Genomic DNA, 19953 nt, shown 5'->3' on the forward strand with positions numbered 1-19953 from the left:
TTTCGCGGGTGAGGTAAATGCCCGTGCCGGCCGCCGCGCCCGCGAAGGCGACGGCGGCCGGCCGGTGCTCGGTGACGGCTTGCGCCGGGGTTTAGTAGGAGATCGAGCGGCCCAGCAGCGCCAGGGCGGCGTCGACCGTGTTGACCTGGTTGTTGTTCAGCTTCGGCATCTCGGACACGCTCATGTAGCCGTAGCCATAGGTGACGGCGCCGCCGTTCAGGACCTGCTTGAAGGCGACCTTCTTGAGCGCGCGGCTGATCTTGACCATGGTCTTGTAGTTCGCGTTGGATGCGTCGTGGCCCAGGCTCAGCGTCACGCTCGTGGCGTTGAAGCCGGTCGGGATCTTGATGCCGTTGCGCTTCGCCAGCGGATTGACATCGGTGAACTTGGGGTCGCCGCCCGAGCTGCCGATGGTGAGCACCTGGGGGATCGCGATCCAGGTGCTGATTTTTTGCGTGGTGCCGACGCCCGAGCCGGCCGGGAAGAAGTTGACGTCGGAGGAGTCGAGGCCGTCGATGCTGTAGGTGTCGGCGGTCAGCACGGTGACTTTGAACACTGTGTCGGTCGCGTCCTCCCAGCCGATGTTGAACAACAGCTCGTCGCCGGAGGTGTAGCCGTGGGCCACGCTGGTGGCGATTGCGGGGTCGGCGTTGGTCAGCGAGGTGATGGTTTTCGCGGCTGCGAAGGTTTGCGAGAACTGCTGGCTGCTGCCCTCGGGGAAGTTATAAGCCATGGTGGCCCTTTCTAGTAGACGAAAAAAAACCGCATTTCTGCGGCTGGTTGCGCCCTATTCGGGCAAGAAAATGGCCCGCCGTGGCGAGCCTTGAATGGAATTCGGCGAGCCTACCGATCGCACCAGATGGTGAAGTCCTGGCGGCTGCAGTAGACCGGGATGTCGGCGTCGAAGTCCGACGCCGGCGCGGCCACCGGCCGGGCCTGGAAGGTGGTCGCGAGGATCAGTGCCGCCTCGATGGCCTTGATCGCGGCCTTGGCCTCGGCCCGGGTGTCGGCCCAGACGTTGATCTGGATTTCAGCGTTTTCCTTGTCCGGTACCTCGTTGGCCAGCGGGGTGATGACGGCGCCGCCGATCTGCTGGAAGGTGACGTACGGCCGCGCGGTGGTCGGCGGCGCGAAGTCGGTGAAGGTGCGCGGGCAGACGGTCTTCAGGATGGCGACCAGCTTGGCTTCGAGCGTCATCCGATCTCCTCGATCAGCTTGGCGGCCGCAGCGTCGGCTGCTGCCGAGAACTTGCTGGCAGCCGAGCGAACGAACGGCTTGGCCGCCACCTGCTTCGGCGCCGGCAGCGTGACGTAGTAGGCGTCCTTGACCGCCTGCGATGCTCCTCGGCGTGGCTTCGGCTTGCCGCGCATACCGGCGCGGATTGCCGTGTACCAGTTGCCGTCGCTGCCGACGAAGGACACGTAGCGCTGGATGTGGCCGAACTCAACCAGGCCGCCGTGCGGCGCCTTGCGCTGGTTCCAGCTGACGTGGTAGGTGGCGTGGCCGGGGCCGCTATTGGCCTGCGAGTAGACCTGGTAGATGGAGCGGGCCAGGTTGCCGGATTTCTGACGGATGCCCTGGGCGTTGCGTTTGACCTCGTCGTACAACACCTGGGAGGCGGCCTGGGCGACGGGCCGAGCGGCCGCTTCGGCGGCATCGCCCATTTCGTGCAGCATGGCGTTCAGGCCGCTCAGGTCGACATGCAGCATGGTCATTTGATCACCTCGCAAACCAGGTCGATGTGAATTTTCCGCTGCAGGTCGGGCAGCACGGCCAGCACGTTGTAGGTCGTGGCGCCGTGCACGACACGCATGCCGGCGTTCAGGCCGGCGCGGTGGCGCAGGCGGATCGATGCATTGACCGTCGAGGTGACGGCGCCGGCCTTGATCGTTTCCAGGCCGCCGGTGGTGCGGATGTCGGCCCAGGGCTGGGCGACCGTCGTCCATGTGTCGATTGGCTGGCCCTGGTCGTCGCTGCCGGCGGTGCGCTCCTGGATCAGCACCTTGTGGCGCAGGGTGGCGGCGAAGCTCATGCGTAGCACCGAGCCGCGTCGAGCAGGCCGTCCAGGTAGGACGACTGCACGGTGTCGCGCTCCAGGCGGGTGGCCGGGTCGAATTGCTCGACCAGCTTGGCCAGCAGGTATAGCCGGACGTTCTCGGGCGTCGCCGCCGGGTCGGCGCCGTGGCCGCAGACGACGGTGACGACGACCGAGTCGAGCTCGCCGGCGGTGGCCGGCCAGCTGGCGCCGCGCTCCGGTACCAGGAAGCTTTCGTAGGCGCGGCGGATCGGCTTGTAGCTGGCCGGGGCCAGGGTCTGCTCGATGCCGTCCAGGTCCAGGTACTTGACCGAGGTCACACTGATGACCGGGTGCGGCAGGGCGAGCGCCGTCGGGATGGTGCTGGCGCAGGCATCGCCGAGGCGGTGGCAGGAGGCGCCGGGGAACTCGTCCAGGCGGACCTGCCAGGTCTGCTCCATCAAGCACTGGCCGATGTCGTGCTCGGCCGTGGCGACCACGCCCTTGATCCACGATGTGATCAGGTTGTCCATGTCGGTCATGTCGGCGTCGACGCGCAGGCTGGTCTTGGCGTCGGCCAGCTCGACGGCCAGGACGGTCGGGGCGACGGTGCGGATTTTGGTCATGGGGCTTCCTTCGTCAGGCCCAGGCTGGCGCAGCGCGAATCGGCTGCGTCCAGGCTGGCGTAGCTGTCGGCGCCAGGCAGGCCGGCGCCGGTTTCGGTGGTGAGTGTCATGGTTTAGAGGGAAGCTATGATTTGCGCCGTCGCCTTGGCCCGTTCACGATGCAGGGCCGCCAGCGGGTGCAACTCATTCGTGACGCTGCCCGTCGCGTAATAGCCGAAAGGGTTCTGATCCTCCCACGTGCGCAGGCGCTGGTGCATGTCGTTCCACACCACACCAGGTCGCGCGTCCACTACCGCCTTCAGCGCGACAACATATGACCGCTGGGTGGCGAGAGACACGGTGGCGTTTTTGATCGGGAAGTTAGTTGTTACCATCACGTCGCCCGAGATAGCGGCAGCGTCGATAATGCTTGCCATGCTGGCGGCGTACACCGCCGGAGTTGTGGCGAGGTATTCATCATTCGTGCCGAGACAAAGCTCAGTGAAATGGGGGGCGACAAACTTCAGCGCATTAATTGGGTCCCATCCGTTCGCGCTTTTCGCCCAATCTACCGAGGTCGAACTGCCCCAGCCCATGTTAAAGACCTGGACGCATTTTTCGTTGGAGTTGTACCCGACGATACCGGCGATATACACCGAACCGGAGCCGACGTAATTGATGTTGATTGGGTTCGCATTGCCGAGAGCGCCGATAAAGGTCGTCTTGGCGATACCACTGGCGGCCGAGACTGTCGATACGTTGGGGCCGTCCGCGTCGCCGGTGCGGGTACATTTGAAGGTGCCAAGGGCCGGGTTGGTGTAGTAATACACGTCGAACGTGTCGCACATGCCATTCGGAAGAAAGCCGAATGCGCTCACCGTACCGCTGTTGGTAAATGCCCGGCCGCCGAGGCTAAACAGAGTCGTCCCCGAATACACGGACCAGCCGGAACCAAAAGCCTTGATGCGAGGATCGTATGCCTGCGGCGCCAAGCCCGAGGGTTGAAAATTCTGATCCCCCCAAAAACTATCGGAATTGGCAGGCGTGCCCGAGGAATTCAGCAGCGCGGCCAGCACTGCCGGCGCGCTAACTGCGCGGCAATTTGTCCCATTGTCGATACCGAGCGCCCATACCCCCGCCGTGGTGGAATCCCCGAGCAAAGCGGCGCGGACATTGCCCTGTCCCGCCCTCATGGCGGCGAGTGCGGCGCGCAGTTTAGGAAAGCTTTGCGTGATGGGCGCTGCGATGTTGACTGTTGCATTGTTGCTGGCGATGTAAGCGGCATCTTTTACGACCGCCCCCAGCACCGCCGCCCCCACCAGAACATCCGCGCTACCAGGCTTACTGGCGATGGAGAGATTGGCAGTAGCGAGGCCACCATCCAACGTTGCGCGGCGGAGATACAGCGAGTCGACCTGAAGATTGACAATTAGCTCGGTGCCATCGTCGCGCCCCAGCTTCACCCAAGTTCCAGAATTGACCTTGTATTGCAACGCACAGGCGATGCTCGTGTTGGTCAGCGTCACGCCGGACGATGCTACTGCCAAGGGAACGGCAACGCCTGCACTATCGGGCGCGGCGGTGACGGAGACGGCCAGCGTGGTGGTCTCGACGGTAGCCGACACGGGGATCTGTTTTGCCATTGCGTACCTCTGCTATTTCGGGGTTTTCTTCTGCGCGGCGGCAGGCTTTTTCGACAGTTCGGCCGCCTTGGCCGTCTTGGTCACCGTGTACTTCGCGGCGGCGCAGTCCTCGACTAGGTGCTTGGCGAACTCCCAGTCGGTGCGCAGGATGGTGCCGGTGCTCAGCGTGCCGTAGCGGGCGGTGATGGCTTGCCCGGTGATTTCAACTTCGACCAATTCCATAGTCATCTCCTTGATACCTGGGCCGGCATTGCGGCCGGCCCAGGGGCGATTAGGCCGGGGTCAGGTCGCCGTAGCGGGCGGCGGCGGGCTTCTCGACGGTCAGCGCTAGGCGGCGCATGGCGCGCACGCTGACCAGACCGAGCTGGAAGTTGTTTTCGTCGGAGTCGGACAGGTCCAGGACGATCTGCTCGCGGTCGTGCAGCGTCGCGGCCTGGGCCAGCGAGCCCACCCACACGTTGTCGGAGACCATCGCGTTGCTGGCGACGACCGGCAGGCCGAACAGCACCGGTGGAACCGACGAACCCGGGTCGCCGAGGATATAGCGGCCCTGCGAGTCCTTCGTCAGGCGCAGGGTCCACCAGTCCGCCGTGTTCAGGATCACCACGTCGGCCGGGTAGTCGGCCAGCGCGCAGTCACCGATCATCTTGCCGATCAGATCAAAGCGGTTGGTCGGCGACAGGTTGAGCGCGGTCAGCGCCGCCGCCGTGTAGCCGTGGGCGGTGAAGTTGCCGGCGTTGGTCAGGCCGCTCAGGTTGGGCGAGGTGCCGTTGCCCGAGACGAGTTGGTTCTCGACACGCAGGTTGACGCCGTAGACCATGCGGCGGTTGATGTAGGCGGCCATCGCCGCGTTGTCCATGGCCAGCTGGCGCGTGACCTTGACGAAGTGGGCGATGTTCTGCACAGGCATGGTGCCAGGCGTGAACGTGATGCTCGACTGCGGGATCTGGATGCCCTCTGCGGTCTCGGCCGCTGCGTTGGTGAAGACGTTTTCGCGTACCCAGTCGATGGCGTTCGCGCTGGTCGGCAGGCGTACCAGCAAGTCCTCGATGGTGAACAGGCGGAAGGCGCCCTCGACAACGCCGGGGCGGCGCTCGCTGAAGGTATTGGCGATGGCATTGGTGACGGTGTTCTTCAGCTCGAGGCCGACCGAGCCACGGCTTGTTTTCTTCTGGAAGTCGGCGTAGCCGGCGTCCTTGACGAACTGGGCACCCAGCGTGGCGGTAGCGGCGGGGGCGTCGTCGGTAGCAGTCGACTTCTGCTCGAGCTGCAGCAGACGGTCCGCCAGGGTACGCTGCTCGATGCCGATGGCCTCGATGGCGGTCTTGGTGTCGGTGGTGACTTTGCCGAGGGTCCTTCATTTCAGCGGTCGCCTTCTCCGAGATCGTGTTCATCTTGGCCTCGACCGAGTCCAGCGCCTTGAGGATGGCGGCGCCGTCGATCTCGCCGGTGAGCAGCAGCACGCCCATGCCGGTGATGGCGGCGGGGTCGTGGCCCAGCATGCCGGGCATGTCGACGCCGAGGGCCTGGGCCGCCACGGTTGCGAAGGCGAGCGCCATCAGGATGGCGGCGCGCAGGGGGATACCGAACAGGGTGGTACGTTTCATGGTGGTCCTTTGAATGTAAAAAGCCGCCCGGAGGCGGCTGGTGGCTGCGGAATGCGCGTCTATGCGGCGAGGAGCTGAATGCGCCTCAGGATCTCGTCCGCGTGCTTCGCCTCGACCTGTGCGGCGGCGTCCCGCGCGCCGAACAGGTTCTTGGCGCGGGCGGTCAACGCTTGCGCCGCCCCTTTGCTGAAACCGCCTGCATCCCGCAAGAAGTATTCAAAATCTCGGATGGTCTCGACCAGGGCGATCTCGTCGGCGAAGGACTTGACGCTGGCCTGGTCGACCCGGGCAAACTTGTCGGCCGGGAAGGTGACGATGGAGGTCTCCGCCAGGCGGGTCACCTTCTTGATCGTGCGGCCGCCGGCGGTCTCGTCGTAGTCGCCCTTGGTCAGGCTGTAGCCGATGGACATGGAGTCGAGCGTGCCGTGCTTCAGCGCGGCGCGCACCTCGTCGGCCAGCTGGTTACCGGGCGTGAACTCGCCGGTCAGCAGCAGGCCGTAGTCGTCCTCCACGGCCTTCGTCCATTTACCAATCGGCACGGCGTAGGCGTCGTGGTTGAAGAACATCTTCGGCATGCCGTTGACTTTCAGGGTCTCGGCGTAGGCGCCCTTGACGATGGTGTCGCCGTAGGAGTCGACGTTGCCGAACGTCGAGGCGTAGCCCTGGAAGGTGTTGCCCTCCCCCTCCACCTTGAATTGCACGGCGGCGAGCGCCAGCAGCTTGCGTTCCATGTTGTTTCCTTGTTATTGCGCGAGGTTGTTGCCGTTTCCGCCGGAGGCGGGCTTGATCTTGCCGAGCATGTCGAGCGGCGCCAGGTTGGACTGGGCCGTCAGCACGTCGGTGCCTGGCATGTAAGGCCAGCCTTCGAGCTGTCGGACCTCGGCGCGGGTCACCAGGCCGTTCTGGACGTTCTTGGCGTTGATCTCGGCGCGGTCCTTCGGGTTGCCGCGCAGCAGCGCGTCGAGGCTGAACTCCACCGCCATGCTGGCGCGCTGGCGCGGCGTCATTACGCGCTTGCGCAGCGCCTGCTCGATGTTGATCAGCGTGGGGCGGATCGCCGTGGTGTAGAAGCCCTGCACGATCAGCTCGATGCCGCTGCCCCAGGCGGTGACGTCCGAGTGGTGCACTAGCACCGGCGGCACGTCGAACCAGCGGCACAGCTCCTCCACCCCGTATTTGCGGGTGGCCAGCAGCTGCATCTGCTCGGGCGACAGCGACAGCGCCTCGTATTTCATGTTGGCTTCCAGCACATGCAGCCGGGCCGTGCTGCCCTCGGCCATGTCCAGGAAGTTCTTCTTGACCAGGGCGCGCTGCTCGGCGTTCATGAGCTTGTCGATCATCAGGATGCCGGTGGGCTTGCCGCCCGATGCGAACAGGCTGCTGGCGGCGGCCTGGGCCTTGGCCACCTCGTCGGTGGTGGCGCGCATGAACTCCAGCTTGGCCAGCCCCTCGGTGCCGTTGCCCAGGTTCTTCAGGTGCAGCACGCTGGCCGCGTCGAGCACGGCGATGTCGTTGCCGAACGAGTAGAGGTAGACCATCGAGCCGTCCGGTAGCACGCGGCTCTCGACCTGGTCGGCCGGCATCGGCCACAGGGCCAGCGCCTCGCCGGCGGCATCGCGCTCGATGCGGGCGTAGGCGCGGCCGCGCAGGTCGTAGTTCATCATCATGGCGCGCCAGAACTCGAAGGGCGTCATGCGGCTGTTCGGCGACTCGTGCAGCAGCTGGTACAGCCGGCTGGTCCGGGCCAGAGCCTTCTCGCCGCCCCGCGTCTCGTAGACGAACAGCGGCAGGCTGGCGACGGTGGTCGCGCGGCGGTCGATACAGGCCCAGATGGTGCTGATCTGCAGCGCGCCGTCGACGCCGACATTACCCAGGCCGGAGATGAGCGGCGTGCTGGGCAGCGAATTTTGCGGGCCGCGCGTCTCGCCGATGGCACCGCCGCGACCGATCCACTTGCCGCTGAACCACGCGCCGACAGTGTTAAGCAGGCTCATGTGCTAATTGGTGCGCTGAGGTAATCATCAATGTTTCCTTCGTCTTCATAAGATACGACGCGGCTCAGGGCCATGACGGTTGCGACAACGCCGTCGATGCGGCCGCTGGCGTTTGACTTCTTCTTGTCGGGGCGGAAATTCCCGTTCGTATCGAACAGCAGCGCGGTGTTGGCGGCGCACCAGCGCAGCACCGGATTGCCGCCGTGCTTCAGTTTCATGCCGTAGACCAGCTCCTCCAGCCGCTTGCTACCGGGGTGCATGCCGCCGGTGTTCTGCGGCACCTCCACCAGCGGCACGCCGGCCTCGAGCAGCTCGTTCGCCAGCTGCAGGGCGTTCCAGCGGTCGAAGCCAATCTCGCGGATGTTGTATTCGCGCATGGATTCGAGGATGCGCAGCCGCACCGGGTTGTAGTCGGTGACGTTGCCGGCGGTGCCGGTGATCCAGCCCGCTTCCTCCCATGCCTTGTAGGGCGCGGCGTCGTCGTGCTCTTCCGCAGCGATCTTCGCCGTCGGGCACCAGAACCACACCAACACATGCCAGTCGCCGCCGTCCTCGCTGGGCGGAAACACCAGCGAGTAGGCGGTCAAGTCCCGCGTCGAGCCGAGGTCGAGGCCACCGAAGCAGGCCCGGCCCTTGAGTATCGCCGGGTCGAACTTCTTGTTGCCCTTGTCCCACACGCTGATGTCGAACCAACCATCGGCGCTGTTGCACCAGATGTTCAGGTCCCTTCGTCAGGAAGTTGGCGCGCGCGCCGGGCAGGGCGGCCGCCTTGCGGGCCATGCCGCGCATGTACTCCAGCGTCTTCGACTTGCCCAGCCCGGGGTTGGCCTTGTACCAGACCGCCTCGTTGAACGGGTCGTCTCCTTCGTCCAGCGTGTAGATGTAGCCGAAGAAGGCGTCGTCGATCCGCTTGCCCTCCAGGACCGAAATCAGGTAGGAGCGGATCTCGGTGCAGATGCCGTCGAGGATAAAGCCCGCCGTCGTGATCGCCGACAGCAGCGGCTGCATCCGGGCGCCCAGCGCGGACTCCATCACGTCCCACACGTCGCGATTCCGCTGCGCGTGCAGCTCGTCGAACAGGATTGCCGACGGGTTCAGGCCGTCCAGGTTCTCGGCGTTGGCCGGCAGCGGGGCGAAGACCGAGCTGTCCAGCTCGACCTTCTCCTGGTTCAGGCCGCCGTAGACCTTGAACGACCTGGCGACGCCGGCGGACCGGCGCACCCAGCGCTTGATGTTGTCGAACGCCGGCTTGAACACCGTCATGGCCTGGGCCCGCGTCGTCGCGACCGCGTAGACCTCGGCGCCGACCTCGCCATCCATGCTGAACAGGTAGGCGCCCTGCGGCCCCTTCCATGTCGACTTGCCGTTCTTCCTAGCCACCTCCTCGTAGCCGCGATTGAAGCGGCGGCCACCGTCGTCGATCCGGCGCCAGCCGTACAGCACGGCGGTCCAGAACTTTTGCCAAGGGTCCAGCAGGATCGGCTTGCCGGCCAGCGGCCCCTTAATGTGGACGAAGAACTTCTCGATGTAGTTGATGATGTGCCAGCCATGGGCCGGCACGAACGCCAGCCCTCGCGCACCGGCCTTGACCAGGTCGGTGTAGTGGCGGGCCACCGCCAGGTACACTAGCCGGCCGGTCAGGATGTCGCCGCGCAGCACCGGCAGGCCGTATGTCTCGTCCCACTCGTGCAGTTCGGCCGGAGTTAGTTCAAGGACCCTCTTGCGGGTGAGCTGGTAGCGTGGCTTACGAGGTCGCCGAACAGATCGTCCTGCCCGCCCTTCTCGCCCGTGTCCTTTCGAACCCGTGCCAGTGATGGAATCGTCAGGCATGCTTTTGGTAACCATTGCCCCAACTCCATTTTCAGCCGCTTCTCATCGTCGGCCCACGGCAGCGGCGTTACCCACCCGGTCTTGGAGACCTGCGTCCGGCCCTTCTCAGCACACTCCTTGGATGCTTTGATCCAGTCCACAAAAGTACGCACAATCACCGCGATCGGCATGCCGGCGGTGAGGTGTTCAATTCCAGCCTGGCGAAGCGCCTCGCAGATGTATGCGTAGACCTGCTGCTCCTCGCCCGACAATCCGATGATCGGCGGAGGATCCGGCGAGCTGACTTCCGCGCCGCCGGTCACGCTTGATGCGCCGACCGCTGGCGGGGTCGTCGAGAATGTGTTTTTCATGGTCATGCGTTGCCTTACCGGGTCTGAGCCCAAACCCCAGGGGGGTAGTTTCCGCTTCCCATAAATTTGCAGGGAACATGTCGGTTTCCCGTGGCGGCGGGCCCGACTTCCGACCCGCCCTCCCCCTCACCGGCCGCCGGACGTCCGGCGCCGGCCTCGCTGCGCCTCCAGCGTGCTCTTGGCGTCGTGGCAGGCCTCACACAGCCCCTGCTCGTTTGATTCATCGTCGAGGCCACCTTCAGCCAGCGGGATCACGTGGTCGCGCTGGGTGGCCGGTACTGCCCGGCCCTGTCGGCGGCACTCCACGCACAGCGGATCACGACGGAACAGCGCCGCGCGCATTGCCTGAAGGCGCCGGCCGGTGATCCGAGCAACCGGCTTCACCTTGACCCAGGCCGCGCGCGGATGCTTGTCGCATCGACCGCTGCCGTCCCGGACCAAAGCGTTGCAGGTCGGGAAGCTGCATGGGCGGGGAGCCGAGACCGGCATGGCGATACCTCCTATCTGGACTTGCTTGTGCCCGGGCCGTGGATCTTGGCGGCGCGGAGGGCGATGTTCATGCGGCCCAGCTCCATGAGCATCATCAGCCAGGCATGCTCGGATTTCGTATCCATCGCTACCTCCAGTTGAACAGCTACTTAGTGCTGCCGGTCGCGGCCGGGCCGCTTGTTCTCCGGTATTAGATCGAAGCCCAGCGCGCGGCGGACTTCTTCGTTCGTCGGCGGCTGCTGCTCGTCGTGTGTCTGCCGCTCCATGCGCTCGCGCTCGGAGAGCTTGGGACGCTGAGGTTTTTCGTTCATCACCACCTCGGGAAAGCGAACGCACAATGCAAAAAGCCCACGCCATTTCTGGGGTGAGCTTTTCTTTAGGCGAGCAGAGTCGGCCTGTGCATGCACTATATCAAAAAAGAACGGCAGTGCAAACATTATTTTTGAGCAGACGCTGCAACTCGCTGCGCGCCTCCTGCGCCACATCCACGAACGAGGCGTTCGGGAAGCGCCACGGCGTGGCCTGGCTGCACATGGTGTAGATCGCCCAGATGTGGATACGCTGCATGCTGTCGATCATTGCGTCGGTGGCCTGGGCCAGGCGAAGATCGTTCGCACGCTGCGCCTCGTGCAGGTCGACGCCGTGCCCGTCGCCCTCGCCGCCCAGGCCGCGCATGGTCTTGGCCGCCAGGTCCTTGTCCACGCCATCGGCCATCCACACCTTCCACAGCTCCAGGCACAGGTCGAGCGGGTCGGGCGCGGTCCACGGCCCGGCCGCTACGGTGCGCGCCACCGGCGCCGCCTGGTTCGCCGCAGCCGGCACTGGCGTCTCGTCGACAACGACATAGTCCGCGACCGCTTCGCACTTGCCACGCCAGCCCATCGTCAGTGTTTCTCGTTTCATCGCGTATCCCTATCTGGAAATTCGTTTTTGTTTCTGTTTTAACTACTCATGCAGGGTTGTGCATACTTTGTTTTCAACCCTGCATCGCCACAACCCGCATCAACACTCACTCTCAGCAGGGTATGTAGGGTATGCAGGGTTTCTCCGTTAACGTGAGATGAAAAAAAACGAACAAAATACACATCACGATAAATTCGCGCATACGCGGAGAAAGCCTGCAAACCCTGCAACCCTGCCGCAAGCCAGCAACCATGCGGGCTACAGCGATGCAGGGTTGCATTCATACCCTGCTCTACCCTGCGTTCAACCCTGCTCATCAAGCACCCCGTTCGCACGAATATCGCCGGCGCGCCGGAAGCGGTCGATCTGTTTGTCGAGCGAGTCCGTCTCGCCCTCAGCCTTGATCTCGAAGACCATCCTGCTGGTCTTGCCCTTGTTCCCGACCGACACGGTGCGCTTGACCTTATTCTCCCTGGTGGCCAGCAGCACCGCGAACTTGCACAGCGTCAGCGGCTTCTCGCCGGTCTTGTCGCACCAGCGGCGGTAGATGTTGAACAGGCCCTCGGACAGGCAGGAGCAGTACGGCACGGTCAGGTAGCCGTCCTTCCAGGAGCGGTGGAACGACATCCAGCCGTTCAGGCCGAACTCGATCACGCGCTCCTTGGCCAGCGTCATCATGGGCTTCGTGTGCTCGTTGAAGCCGTCGAGCGGGAAGTCGAGCAGGAACTGGTAGAACGCCTCCACGCCGCCGTGGTTGATGGACCAGACGACCGGGTCGTAGAACGACTGGGGCTGCTTGTTGCGCGCCTCGATCACCATGAAGCGCCGGTCCTCCAGTTCGAGCGGGATCGGCTGCGGCTCGTTGGACAGGAAGGCGCTGTTCATGTGGTTGCGCTCTTCGCGTTCCGGCAGGTTCTTCTGGTTGATGCTCATCGACTTGCCGGTGATCATGTACTTGAGCGTGCCGTTGTGGCTGTACTTGTCGTCGCGCGACAGCACCTCCTCGAACAGCACAAACAGCTTGCGCGAGCGCCAGGCGGTGAAGCTGGAGTCCAGCTGGTGCTGACTGGCGACGGTGGCGTAGTCGCCGTAGATGGGCGCCACCACGTCCTGGAAGAACAGGCTCTTGCCGGTGCCCTGCTTCTCGCCGAACATCAGCAAGGCGGTTTGCATCTTGGCGCCCGGGTTCTGCAATGGGTAGGCCAGCCAGCGCAGGATCCACTCGACGCAGTCGGCGGCGTTGTCCTCGGCGCCGCACAGGGAGGCCAGGAGCGCGAGGATGGGCGCGACGAGCTGGTCGTCGGCCTTCGGCTTGACTGGCCAGCCCAGGAAGATGTTGACCGCTGTGATCGGGTCGGCCTGCTGGGTTGGGTCGAACACCAGGTTACGCGCCTCGATGGTCTTGCGCAGCGCGTGCTCTTGCCACTTGGAGGTGAGGTCCGCCGTGTAGTCGGCGCGCACGGCGCCGAGCGACATGACCTGCTGCCCGATGGCATCCCACACGGTTTCGGTGCCGCGCAGCAGCGTCAGGCTGTCCAGCATCTCGCCGAGCTTGCCGCCCCCCGCGCCCCCGGGCACGGCGCGGCCGCCGACCAGCACCGGCAGAGTGTCGCGCATGATCGAGCGTCGCTTGGGATCCTTTTCCCAGGCCGCAGCGGCCTCCTTGCCGACCCACGCGTTGAAGGCGGAACGCTTCATGCGCTGCTGCCGCAGGGCGTCCCACACGTCGGTGGTCGGGTAGATCAGCGAGAAGTGCGCGACGAGCTGCTCGGCCGTGGGGATGCGTATGCCGACCGGCTCATCCATAACAGGAGGAGCGGAGGAATCGAAGTCCTCCGGCATGCCGGGATCGTCGTCGGCTACCGGCGAGGGCAGCGCCGGCGCAGCCGCCAGCGCTTCGGTGATTTGGGCGGCCACCACATCGAGCGACTCGGCCACGTGCAGGTCGTTGAAGTCAGTCAGCTTGGGCAGCGACTCGTCCTTCTTGGTCGCCCGGCGCGCCGCGGTGAACGCCGGTAGGACCACCAGCGTGTTGCCGGCGGCGCCGGCGGCCGTGCGCGCGTCCGCCAGGCCGGCGCCGCCGGTCAGGTAGTCGTCGTCGGCAAAGATGATCAGGCGGCTGTTCGGGTACAGCCCGCGTAGGATCTGCGCGACGTGGCGCAGGTTGCCCGAGTCGAAGGCCACGTATACGGCGAACTCCTGCTGCACGGCCATGCGCACGGTCAGGCAGGTGGCGTAGCCCTCGCCGATGCCGATGTCGTCGCCGTCGGCCGGGACGTCCCCCAGGCGGCAGGCGGCACCCTTCTTGTCCATGCCGCCGCTATAGCGCTTCTCGCCGTCGGCGGCGATCACCTGCTTGCCGACGATGCGCGGCTTGTCGCCGTCGTAGCGCATCATCGGCAGGAACACTGCGCCGCCGCCCAGATAGCGGCAGGCCTCGGCCAGCACCAGCTTGCGCGCCAGGTAGGGCGACTCACCCTCGCGCGCCGCCATGCGCCACTGCGACAGCGCACGCACGCCGGCGGCAGCTGCGCGCGCCAGCCGGTCCGATTCCTCCTTCGCCGCGCGCGTAGCACGCTCCCGCCGGTCCGCCGCAAGCTTCTCCGGCGGCACTTCGGCGCCGGCCTGGTCGAACTTGAAGCCTTCGGCCTGGGCCTCGTAGAACAAGCTCCCGATGGTGACCTTGCCCGGCTTGAACGAACGCCAAGACGATGCCGCCGCGCGCGGGTCGAAGTCGTCGCTGCCCTGGGCCCAGTTCATCCAGACGTCCTTGGCCGGCTCGCCGAACTCCGACTTGAGGGCCATGCCCATGCGGATCCATACCTTGCGGTCGACGGGGCTGACGAACTCCAGCGCCTGGCGCGCGGTATCCAATGAGGCCGGGGTCACTTGGCCGCCGCTCCGCCTGCGGCCGCCAGCGCCTTGATGTCGAAGATGGGCATGTCGAACACGTCGTGCACCTGCAGCACGAACGTGGCGCCGAGCGGCAGCGTGCCGCGCCGCAGCTTGCTGATGACCGGCGGATTGACCTGCAGCTCGCGCGACAGCGCCGCATCGTTCTTCAGCTCGCGGCCGCTGATCAGGGTGTCCAGCAGCAGGTTGACGCCTTCGGTGGTCTGGGGGATGTGCGCTCTCATGGTCTCTCCTGGTGGTTATTTTTCGGCCATGCCCTTGAGGCGGTTGACCATTTCGTTCAGCGCGCGGATGACGCGGAAGACCGCAGCATCGACGCGCTCGATTTCGTGGCGCGCGACGATGCCGTCGGCCAGGGCGGCGTGGACTTCGGCGCCGACCTCGCCGTTGGCCGACCAGATCTTCGTGGCCAGCTCGAGCACGGCCACGTCGGAGGCGGCGCCGTCGTTATCGACACGGACGCAGACGTAGCCGTGGTTGCGGGCCAGCGCGTGCAGCACGGCGTGGTCGCCGGTGACGCCCATGATCCGGTCGACGTCCTCCAGCGTGGCCTTGTTGGTGCTCGAGTTAGGGTTGACCTTGTTGCGCAGGATCTGCGCCGACATGCCCAGCCGCACGGCGAGGGTTTCGCAGCCGCCGGCCACGCCGTGCGCCGTCTGGTGGAGTGCGTCGAGGATGTTCATATGCGGAGCCTTAAAACAAATGAAGCATTAACAAATGGGAAATGTGATACTTATAAAAACAAATTTACGAGGGTTCAAATGCGCTACAGTGTCAGTTCCACAACATCAACCGTCACGAAAAGGAACCCTCATGGACCACAACAAAAGAACCGCTGCCGCTGCCATCGCCCAACGCATGCTCCTGAAGCAGCTCTACATGGAAAAGTTCTTCCAAGACCCCCAGGCCAGGGACTTAATGCCCTCGGCCATCGCGTCCAACACGAAGGCCACTGCCACGCAAGCGGCCGGGGTCTCGGATCCATTGACCAGCGAACTCATGGCGTTGGTAAGCGAGGAAGTGGAGCAATTTTTCACGGACGTGGAAAGCGAGCTACAGCAGATCGAACAAAATCAATCTTAGACAGCATTTCAAGGTAGTTCGCCCGCGCCAGCGCGTCCGCCTCGGCGGCGCGCAGCTGGGCCAGGTAAGGTTCCAGAGCGGCGACATCGACGCCGCGCTGGCGCTGCAGCGCCTCGTAGTAGCCGGCAGTGGTTAGCGAGCCAGCCTCTGCATTCAGGGTCCGGAACTCCTTAACCATCGCTTGGCGAAAGGCGATGCGCTGCTCGGCAGTGCGAAGGCCGGCGGCGCCGGACATTAGCCAGTCCTCGATCTTGGAAATTTGGCGGATGGACAACGGTGCGGTCTCGGCTGGCGCCCCTTTGGTTTGTTCGGTATTCATGGGATTTCCTTTATATGATTTCCAACATGCAACAATTTGAGCAAAAAAGAGCCGGCTCGCGTTGGCCGGCGATACTTCCTCTGACTACCGCGTTAGCTGGTCGTGCTCATGCTTTGTCTTTCGGCGGTAGCTGCGTTACCACGGCGTGTTCGGGCACCGTGTCGAGGATTTGGTGAGGCGATGGGGGTTGGCGGCCACCGTGGCCGGCAGTTGGCGCCAAGTCGGTGGCGCGGCGGTGTGCGTCGTCGATGGGCATTGAAGCAATGGAGGGTTCACCACCATCCAAGCGGAGAAAAACATCCGGTCTGGCCAGTCTCAAAAATTTCAACTGGGTCTTTGGGATGCCGTTTTTCCGCCACTCAGAGACCGACGGAGGTTGGATTTCACATAGGCGCGCAACTTCGGACGTCCCGCCCAGGGAGTCAATGATTTCATCAGGCGTGGCTTGTTTGGTCATATCGCATTTTAGGCATACCTAAAATTATTTGCAAGCCATATTTAGGCATGCCTTAGCGTAGAATTGTTAGGATTACCTAATGAACTGGCACACACGACTGACACAGGCCCGAGAGGCCAAAGGACTGAAGAAATCAGCTTTCGCTCGACTTGTTGGCGTATCGCCTCCGACTGTCACGGATTGGGAAAATGGCGATACAAAGATGATCGTAGGGGCTAACCTCATCAAAGTTTGCGCCGTGCTCGACGTGGCCCCAGACTGGCTCATGCATGGCGTAGAGGATGTCTTGGAGTTTTTCCCTGGCGCCCAGCGCGTTGCTATCGCTGATTCCTCAAATTCATACCAAATCCCCAAGGTCAAGCTCAGACTCCAAGCAGGTATCAATGGTATTCAAACAGAATCCGACGGAATGGATGGCGAAACCCAAGGAATTTCAAGGAGCTGGGTTAGCCGAAAGGGTTTTGACCCAACGCAGCTCATTGCAATACAGGTAAAGGGCGAAAGTATGGAGCCGACATTCTACGAAGGCGATACAGTTGTCATAAATTTGGCTGATAAATCACCACATGACAACGCCGTGTACGCTATCAACTATGGTGGCGAGGCTGTCGTTAAGAGAATGTCAAGGGATGCCGGGCAGTGGTGGTTAATGTCAGACAACTCTGATCAGAGAAAGTTTTACCGACGCCTCTGCAATGGCGCGGAGTGCATAATAATTGGCCGTATTGTTCGCCGGGAGGGTGATCATTTTTAGGCGCTATTACACATCAGTTTTCCAATAATTCTATAGGAATAGATATGCACCGTGTATTTGAGAACCCATCCAATGGTTATCGCGAAGAATTATCAGATGCGCCAGCAGTTTGGGTTACATTGTTTGGGTTCTTCTACTTGTTGTACAAGGGGTTGTGGTCTCATGCCCTGATATGGTTTTTGATTGTCATCATCCCTGCGGCAATAAGCGGTGGACCGCTCCTTATACTCTCACTGCCAATTACCACAGTTGTATACATCTGCACGATAAAAAGATTACTTTCATCACAGTATCTACGGCGAGGCTGGAAGGAAATCACCTCGACGGACACAGAGCCAGCGAAAAAAACCCCTGACTTAGTGACAAACACGTTCATGAATCGAAAGGCTTCTGCTCCCGAGGCCGAAGCCAGTTCCCCATACCGGAAATGCCCTTTCTGCGCCGAGGATGTTCGTAGAGAAGCAGTAAAGTGCAAGCACTGCCACTCCGACCTACCGCCCATTCAGCAAGAAAACAGCCCCCATACCAAAGAATAGTCTAGGCCAGGGCACGCATGTTGCTATTGGTATTTGCGCAACACTTCACATCAACCAGTTAGGTACTTCCCTCATGACTGGTTTTTCTTTACACAAAAATTTAGGCATACCGAAATACTTGTTGACTTGAATTTTAGGTATGCCTAAAATACCTCCATCGACTCACCAACCGATGGAGAACAAGATGTCCCAGCAAACCGCAGCATCCCCCGCAGCACCATCCCCTGAAGCATCCCAAGCCCTGCCCGCAATCGGCGCACCGTTCGCCGGCGGTTACTACGCCGGCCAGATCCGCGTCGGCGACACCGTGTACGGTCTGGTCGTCGCCGGCATCGCCGGCCAACTGCGCGCCGCATGGAACACCACCACCCGCAGCGTGCCCGGCGCCGAGAGCCTGGCCGACGGCCTCGCCAACACCCAGGCCATGGCCGCCGCCGGTAGCGAGCTGGCCCAGGCCGCGCTGGCGCTGACCATCGACGGCTTTGCCGACTGGTACGTGCCGGCCCGCGACGAGCTGGAGCTAGTGTACCGCCACTTCAAGCCGACCACCGAGGCCAACTGGGATGGCGAGGGCGCCAACGAGAGCAGCGTGCCGGCCGGCGCGAGCTACACCGAGGAGCTGCCCGAACAAACCGCCGTGGAGCTCTTCCGCCAGGGCGCCGCCGAGGCGCTGGAGGCCGCCTGGTACTGGTCCAGCACGCAGTACGCCGGCTTCCCGTACTACGCGTGGAGCCAGAATTTCGACGATGGCGGCCAGTACTACGGCCACAAGTCGTACGCCGGGCGCGCCCGTGCTGTCCGCAGATTCGCAATTTAGTCCTTCATCCATTTGTACGCGCCGCCAGCGGCGCCCCCTTCCCTACCACCGGAGCCACAAAATGAACGCGATAGCCGCCGCATGCCCCACCCACGCCCCTGACACCGCTCAGGCCTTGCCGGAAATCGGCACCCTGTTCGCCGGTGGCTACTTCGCCGGCCAGATCCGCGTCGAAGGCATCCTCTACGGCCTGGTCATGGCCGGCGCCGAAGGCGAGCTGAGCGGCCGCTGGAACGCCAGCACGGCCAACGTCGCCGACGCCGTCAGTCTGCGCGACGGCCGCGAAAACACCATCTCCATGGACGCCGCCGGCAGCAAGCTGGCCGAGCGCGCACTGGCGCTGGACATCGGCGGCTTTGCCGACTGGTACATCCCTTCCCGCGACGAGATGGAGATCCTGTACCGCCACTTCAAGCCGTCCGCAGCGGCCAACTACACCGGCTCCGGCGTCAACGCGAACAGCGTCCCGGCCGGCGAGAAGTACACCCGCACGTCGCCGGCGCAGACCGCCGTGGCGGCGCTGATCGAAGACCAAGCCGATGCCCTGGTGCCCGGCTGGTACTGGTCCAGCACGCAGTACGCCGGCAACCCGGACTACGCGTGGAGCCAGAATTTCGACGGTGGCAACCAGGACGGCTACCACAAGTCGTACGCCGGGCGCGCCCGTGCTGTCCGCAGATTCGCAATTTAGTCCTTCATCAATTCGACCCCCGGGGCGCCGCCCCGGTCGCCCAACCTTTGCGCGGATGAACATCATGACGAAGCCGAATCTGAATCTTGTTTTTACGTCTGGCCACCGTGACGCCCTGCCCCTGACTGACGACAACCGCCGCTTCTTCGCGGTCGATCCCGTCAAGCTGATGAACGACCAGCTGCACGCCGAACGGCTCCAGGCCCACGCCGACTTTCTGACCGCGCAGCAGCGCGCCAGCGGCGTCCGGGCGCGCCTCTGCTCGACGGGCTGCTACTCGCTGTACGACGCCGAGGGCCACTACATCGGCCGCAGCGCCCCGGCGCGCAGCCCGGGCGGCGTTCCTCAGGCCAAGCTCGGCACCGTCGCCGCGCGCATGGCCTACAGCGAGGAGCTGGCCAGCGCATGCCGCCAGGCGGACCAGGACTACGAGGCCAGCGGCACCGTCTCGGCGGCGACCATCGCCGGCATCCGCGCGCTGCTCGGCCGGATCGACGCGGCATGAGCGCCTTCGTCGTGACGGTGCGCCGGCTGGGCCTGGCCAAGGCCACCTATTTCGCGATCGGCACCGACAGCGGCGCAGTCCACCTTGCAGCACTGGACCGGCACGGCGCCTGCGGCGTGACCGTCCTGCCACTTTGAGGAGTCGTCATGCGCACGTTCTTCTACTGCTACCAGTACTACCGCCGGCAAGGCCTGAGCCGCACCAGGGCCTGCCAGCGCGCCGCGCGGGTCGCCGCCACAGGGTTCTGACCATGGCGGCGACACCGGATCGCGCCGCCCTTGAGATCGCGCACCGCGCGCTGCAGACCAGCGTATCGCTGGACGACATGCTGAAGATCCGGGCGCAGGCCCTGATCCTGAATTTACTCGCTCGACGGCACATGCAGCGCCGCGAACGGTTCGATGTGAAGAAGCTGCAAGCCAACGACAAAGACTGAAAGGGTC

At 63.8% G+C, this 19953-nt stretch carries 31 protein-coding genes and 1 pseudogene; 9 read left to right on the forward strand and 23 right to left on the reverse strand.

Annotation, left to right across the window (positions count from 1 at the left end):
• Positions 1-91: 91 nt before the first annotated feature.
• From QC826_RS20050 to QC826_RS20085, 9 genes are all read right to left on the reverse strand, one after another.
• On the reverse strand, positions 92-733 hold the full coding sequence (locus tag QC826_RS20050; protein ID WP_279762140.1) for a phage tail tube protein: 642 nt from the start codon (positions 731-733) through the stop codon (positions 92-94).
• Positions 734-843: 110 nt separating this feature from the next.
• Positions 844-1197: a DUF3168 domain-containing protein gene (locus tag QC826_RS20055; protein ID WP_279762141.1), complete on the reverse strand. Its 354-nt coding sequence runs from the start codon at positions 1195-1197 to the stop codon at positions 844-846.
• Positions 1194-1715: an HK97 gp10 family phage protein gene (locus tag QC826_RS20060; protein WP_279762142.1), complete on the reverse strand. Its 522-nt coding sequence runs from the start codon at positions 1713-1715 to the stop codon at positions 1194-1196. The genes QC826_RS20055 and QC826_RS20060 overlap by 4 nt, the downstream gene beginning before the upstream one ends.
• The gene (locus QC826_RS20065) at positions 1712-2032 is read right to left on the reverse strand and encodes a phage head closure protein (RefSeq protein WP_279762143.1); all 321 of its coding nucleotides are present in this window, start codon (positions 2030-2032) and stop codon (positions 1712-1714) included. The genes QC826_RS20060 and QC826_RS20065 overlap by 4 nt, the downstream gene beginning before the upstream one ends.
• Positions 2029-2640, reverse strand: coding sequence for a hypothetical protein (locus tag QC826_RS20070; RefSeq protein WP_279762144.1), 612 nt, complete (start codon positions 2638-2640; stop codon positions 2029-2031). The genes QC826_RS20065 and QC826_RS20070 overlap by 4 nt, the downstream gene beginning before the upstream one ends.
• Positions 2637-2750: a DnaT-like ssDNA-binding protein gene (locus QC826_RS31315; RefSeq protein ID WP_313872734.1), complete on the reverse strand. Its 114-nt coding sequence runs from the start codon at positions 2748-2750 to the stop codon at positions 2637-2639. Before QC826_RS31315 ends, QC826_RS20070 begins: the two co-directional genes overlap by 4 nt.
• Before the next feature lie 3 nt (positions 2751-2753).
• Positions 2754-4262 (reverse strand): SGNH/GDSL hydrolase family protein, encoded by a 1509-nt coding sequence (locus QC826_RS20075; protein ID WP_279762145.1) that lies wholly within the window; start codon positions 4260-4262, stop codon positions 2754-2756.
• A gap of 12 nt (positions 4263-4274) precedes the next feature.
• Positions 4275-4484: a hypothetical protein gene (locus tag QC826_RS20080; protein ID WP_279762146.1), complete on the reverse strand. Its 210-nt coding sequence runs from the start codon at positions 4482-4484 to the stop codon at positions 4275-4277.
• A 49-nt stretch (positions 4485-4533) separates the two neighbouring features.
• Entirely contained in the window at positions 4534-5580 is a 1047-nt protein-coding gene (locus tag QC826_RS20085) for a phage major capsid protein (RefSeq protein ID WP_313872887.1), read from the reverse strand.
• Between QC826_RS20085 and QC826_RS20090 the strand changes: the two genes are divergently transcribed.
• Positions 5564-5947, forward strand: coding sequence for a hypothetical protein (locus tag QC826_RS20090; protein WP_279762147.1), 384 nt, complete (start codon positions 5564-5566; stop codon positions 5945-5947). The genes QC826_RS20085 and QC826_RS20090 overlap by 17 nt on opposite strands.
• Here QC826_RS20090 and QC826_RS20095 read toward each other — a convergent pair.
• From QC826_RS20095 to QC826_RS20150, 12 genes and pseudogenes are all read right to left on the reverse strand, one after another.
• A complete protein-coding gene (locus tag QC826_RS20095) occupies positions 5929-6600 on the reverse strand; it encodes an HK97 family phage prohead protease (RefSeq protein WP_279762148.1) in 672 nt (223 codons plus the stop codon). The genes QC826_RS20090 and QC826_RS20095 overlap by 19 nt on opposite strands.
• Positions 6601-6612: 12 nt before the next feature.
• Positions 6613-7863 (reverse strand): phage portal protein, encoded by a 1251-nt coding sequence (locus QC826_RS20100; protein WP_279762149.1) that lies wholly within the window; start codon positions 7861-7863, stop codon positions 6613-6615.
• Positions 7860-8540: a terminase TerL endonuclease subunit gene (locus QC826_RS20105; protein WP_279762150.1), complete on the reverse strand. Its 681-nt coding sequence runs from the start codon at positions 8538-8540 to the stop codon at positions 7860-7862. Before QC826_RS20105 ends, QC826_RS20100 begins: the two co-directional genes overlap by 4 nt.
• A 58-nt stretch (positions 8541-8598) precedes the next feature.
• Positions 8599-9522 (reverse strand): annotated as a pseudogene (locus QC826_RS20110) (terminase large subunit domain-containing protein); the annotation flags it as partial.
• 44 nt (positions 9523-9566) lie between these two features.
• Positions 9567-10049 (reverse strand): hypothetical protein, encoded by a 483-nt coding sequence (locus QC826_RS20115; RefSeq protein ID WP_279762151.1) that lies wholly within the window; start codon positions 10047-10049, stop codon positions 9567-9569.
• Positions 10050-10169: 120 nt separating this feature from the next.
• A complete protein-coding gene (locus tag QC826_RS20120) occupies positions 10170-10532 on the reverse strand; it encodes an HNH endonuclease (protein WP_279762152.1) in 363 nt (120 codons plus the stop codon).
• A 149-nt stretch (positions 10533-10681) separates the two neighbouring features.
• The gene (locus QC826_RS20125; RefSeq protein WP_279762153.1) at positions 10682-10843 is read right to left on the reverse strand and encodes a hypothetical protein; all 162 of its coding nucleotides are present in this window, start codon (positions 10841-10843) and stop codon (positions 10682-10684) included.
• Positions 10844-10943: 100 nt separating this feature from the next.
• Positions 10944-11435 carry a hypothetical protein gene (locus QC826_RS20130; RefSeq protein WP_279762154.1) on the reverse strand — a complete coding sequence of 164 codons (492 nt, stop codon included), beginning with the start codon at positions 11433-11435 and terminating at the stop codon, positions 10944-10946.
• Between the two features lie 38 nt (positions 11436-11473).
• Positions 11474-11719 (reverse strand): hypothetical protein, encoded by a 246-nt coding sequence (locus tag QC826_RS20135; RefSeq protein WP_279762155.1) that lies wholly within the window; start codon positions 11717-11719, stop codon positions 11474-11476.
• A 19-nt stretch (positions 11720-11738) separates the two neighbouring features.
• The gene (locus QC826_RS20140; protein WP_279762156.1) at positions 11739-14324 is read right to left on the reverse strand and encodes a DUF5906 domain-containing protein; all 2586 of its coding nucleotides are present in this window, start codon (positions 14322-14324) and stop codon (positions 11739-11741) included.
• On the reverse strand, positions 14321-14572 hold the full coding sequence (locus QC826_RS20145; RefSeq protein ID WP_279762157.1) for a hypothetical protein: 252 nt from the start codon (positions 14570-14572) through the stop codon (positions 14321-14323). Before QC826_RS20145 ends, QC826_RS20140 begins: the two co-directional genes overlap by 4 nt.
• Before the next feature lie 15 nt (positions 14573-14587).
• Entirely contained in the window at positions 14588-15031 is a 444-nt protein-coding gene (locus QC826_RS20150) for a phage regulatory CII family protein (protein WP_279762158.1), read from the reverse strand.
• Between the two features lie 130 nt (positions 15032-15161).
• Here QC826_RS20150 and QC826_RS20155 point away from each other — a divergent pair, with 130 nt between their 5' ends.
• Entirely contained in the window at positions 15162-15431 is a 270-nt protein-coding gene (locus tag QC826_RS20155) for a hypothetical protein (RefSeq protein WP_279762159.1), read from the forward strand.
• Here QC826_RS20155 and QC826_RS20160 read toward each other — a convergent pair.
• Entirely contained in the window at positions 15382-15750 is a 369-nt protein-coding gene (locus QC826_RS20160; protein WP_279762160.1) for a hypothetical protein, read from the reverse strand. The two genes, QC826_RS20155 and QC826_RS20160, sit on opposite strands and share 50 nt — an antisense overlap.
• A 106-nt stretch (positions 15751-15856) precedes the next feature.
• On the reverse strand, positions 15857-16207 hold the full coding sequence (locus QC826_RS20165) for a hypothetical protein (protein ID WP_279762161.1): 351 nt from the start codon (positions 16205-16207) through the stop codon (positions 15857-15859).
• A 79-nt stretch (positions 16208-16286) separates the two neighbouring features.
• Between QC826_RS20165 and QC826_RS20170 the strand changes: the two genes are divergently transcribed.
• From QC826_RS20170 to QC826_RS20195, 7 genes are all read left to right on the forward strand, one after another.
• Positions 16287-16961 carry an XRE family transcriptional regulator gene (locus QC826_RS20170; RefSeq protein WP_279762162.1) on the forward strand — a complete coding sequence of 225 codons (675 nt, stop codon included), beginning with the start codon at positions 16287-16289 and terminating at the stop codon, positions 16959-16961.
• A gap of 44 nt (positions 16962-17005) precedes the next feature.
• On the forward strand, positions 17006-17497 hold the full coding sequence (locus tag QC826_RS31735; protein WP_409567677.1) for a DUF2628 domain-containing protein: 492 nt from the start codon (positions 17006-17008) through the stop codon (positions 17495-17497).
• Between the two features lie 184 nt (positions 17498-17681).
• Positions 17682-18314, forward strand: coding sequence for a DUF1566 domain-containing protein (locus tag QC826_RS20175; protein ID WP_279762163.1), 633 nt, complete (start codon positions 17682-17684; stop codon positions 18312-18314).
• Between the two features lie 61 nt (positions 18315-18375).
• Entirely contained in the window at positions 18376-19005 is a 630-nt protein-coding gene (locus QC826_RS20180) for a DUF1566 domain-containing protein (RefSeq protein ID WP_279762164.1), read from the forward strand.
• Between the two features lie 64 nt (positions 19006-19069).
• Positions 19070-19510: a hypothetical protein gene (locus tag QC826_RS20185; RefSeq protein ID WP_279762165.1), complete on the forward strand. Its 441-nt coding sequence runs from the start codon at positions 19070-19072 to the stop codon at positions 19508-19510.
• Positions 19507-19647, forward strand: coding sequence for a hypothetical protein (locus QC826_RS20190; RefSeq protein ID WP_279762166.1), 141 nt, complete (start codon positions 19507-19509; stop codon positions 19645-19647). Before QC826_RS20185 ends, QC826_RS20190 begins: the two co-directional genes overlap by 4 nt.
• A 113-nt stretch (positions 19648-19760) precedes the next feature.
• Entirely contained in the window at positions 19761-19946 is a 186-nt protein-coding gene (locus tag QC826_RS20195) for a hypothetical protein (protein WP_279762167.1), read from the forward strand.
• Positions 19947-19953 lie beyond the last annotated feature (7 nt).

The sequence above is a fragment of the Rugamonas sp. DEMB1 genome, assembly GCF_029834475.1.
Classification (GTDB): Bacteria; Pseudomonadota; Gammaproteobacteria; order Burkholderiales; family Burkholderiaceae_D; genus Rugamonas; species Rugamonas rubra.

What these genes read in the sequence shown, in the direction of transcription:
- QC826_RS20060 (WP_279762142.1), bottom strand. Translation starts at nt 1,715, where the DNA reads ATGACCATGCTGCATGTCGACCTGAGCGGCCTGAACGCCATGCTGCAC.
- QC826_RS20145 (WP_279762157.1), bottom strand. Translation starts at nt 14,572, where the DNA reads ATGAGAGCGCACATCCCCCAGACCACCGAAGGCGTCAACCTGCTGCTG.
- QC826_RS20185 (WP_279762165.1), top strand. Translation starts at nt 19,070, where the DNA reads ATGACGAAGCCGAATCTGAATCTTGTTTTTACGTCTGGCCACCGTGAC.
- QC826_RS20175 (WP_279762163.1), top strand. Translation starts at nt 17,682, where the DNA reads ATGTCCCAGCAAACCGCAGCATCCCCCGCAGCACCATCCCCTGAAGCA.
- QC826_RS20090 (WP_279762147.1), top strand. Translation starts at nt 5,564, where the DNA reads ATGCCGATGGCCTCGATGGCGGTCTTGGTGTCGGTGGTGACTTTGCCG.
- QC826_RS20100 (WP_279762149.1), bottom strand. Translation starts at nt 7,863, where the DNA reads ATGAGCCTGCTTAACACTGTCGGCGCGTGGTTCAGCGGCAAGTGGATC.
- QC826_RS20130 (WP_279762154.1), bottom strand. Translation starts at nt 11,435, where the DNA reads ATGAAACGAGAAACACTGACGATGGGCTGGCGTGGCAAGTGCGAAGCG.
- QC826_RS20135 (WP_279762155.1), bottom strand. Translation starts at nt 11,719, where the DNA reads ATGAATGCAACCCTGCATCGCTGTAGCCCGCATGGTTGCTGGCTTGCG.
- QC826_RS20080 (WP_279762146.1), bottom strand. Translation starts at nt 4,484, where the DNA reads ATGGAATTGGTCGAAGTTGAAATCACCGGGCAAGCCATCACCGCCCGC.
- QC826_RS20115 (WP_279762151.1), bottom strand. Translation starts at nt 10,049, where the DNA reads ATGACCATGAAAAACACATTCTCGACGACCCCGCCAGCGGTCGGCGCA.
- QC826_RS31315 (WP_313872734.1), bottom strand. Translation starts at nt 2,750, where the DNA reads ATGACACTCACCACCGAAACCGGCGCCGGCCTGCCTGGCGCCGACAGC.
- QC826_RS20120 (WP_279762152.1), bottom strand. Translation starts at nt 10,532, where the DNA reads ATGCCGGTCTCGGCTCCCCGCCCATGCAGCTTCCCGACCTGCAACGCT.
- QC826_RS20065 (WP_279762143.1), bottom strand. Translation starts at nt 2,032, where the DNA reads ATGAGCTTCGCCGCCACCCTGCGCCACAAGGTGCTGATCCAGGAGCGC.
- QC826_RS20070 (WP_279762144.1), bottom strand. Translation starts at nt 2,640, where the DNA reads ATGACCAAAATCCGCACCGTCGCCCCGACCGTCCTGGCCGTCGAGCTG.
- QC826_RS20195 (WP_279762167.1), top strand. Translation starts at nt 19,761, where the DNA reads ATGGCGGCGACACCGGATCGCGCCGCCCTTGAGATCGCGCACCGCGCG.
- QC826_RS31735 (WP_409567677.1), top strand. Translation starts at nt 17,006, where the DNA reads ATGCACCGTGTATTTGAGAACCCATCCAATGGTTATCGCGAAGAATTA.
- QC826_RS20055 (WP_279762141.1), bottom strand. Translation starts at nt 1,197, where the DNA reads ATGACGCTCGAAGCCAAGCTGGTCGCCATCCTGAAGACCGTCTGCCCG.
- QC826_RS20180 (WP_279762164.1), top strand. Translation starts at nt 18,376, where the DNA reads ATGAACGCGATAGCCGCCGCATGCCCCACCCACGCCCCTGACACCGCT.
- QC826_RS20050 (WP_279762140.1), bottom strand. Translation starts at nt 733, where the DNA reads ATGGCTTATAACTTCCCCGAGGGCAGCAGCCAGCAGTTCTCGCAAACC.
- QC826_RS20150 (WP_279762158.1), bottom strand. Translation starts at nt 15,031, where the DNA reads ATGAACATCCTCGACGCACTCCACCAGACGGCGCACGGCGTGGCCGGC.
- QC826_RS20170 (WP_279762162.1), top strand. Translation starts at nt 16,287, where the DNA reads ATGAACTGGCACACACGACTGACACAGGCCCGAGAGGCCAAAGGACTG.
- QC826_RS20160 (WP_279762160.1), bottom strand. Translation starts at nt 15,750, where the DNA reads ATGAATACCGAACAAACCAAAGGGGCGCCAGCCGAGACCGCACCGTTG.
- QC826_RS20155 (WP_279762159.1), top strand. Translation starts at nt 15,162, where the DNA reads ATGGACCACAACAAAAGAACCGCTGCCGCTGCCATCGCCCAACGCATG.
- QC826_RS20190 (WP_279762166.1), top strand. Translation starts at nt 19,507, where the DNA reads ATGAGCGCCTTCGTCGTGACGGTGCGCCGGCTGGGCCTGGCCAAGGCC.
- QC826_RS20165 (WP_279762161.1), bottom strand. Translation starts at nt 16,207, where the DNA reads ATGACCAAACAAGCCACGCCTGATGAAATCATTGACTCCCTGGGCGGG.
- QC826_RS20075 (WP_279762145.1), bottom strand. Translation starts at nt 4,262, where the DNA reads ATGGCAAAACAGATCCCCGTGTCGGCTACCGTCGAGACCACCACGCTG.
- QC826_RS20125 (WP_279762153.1), bottom strand. Translation starts at nt 10,843, where the DNA reads ATGAACGAAAAACCTCAGCGTCCCAAGCTCTCCGAGCGCGAGCGCATG.
- QC826_RS20095 (WP_279762148.1), bottom strand. Translation starts at nt 6,600, where the DNA reads ATGGAACGCAAGCTGCTGGCGCTCGCCGCCGTGCAATTCAAGGTGGAG.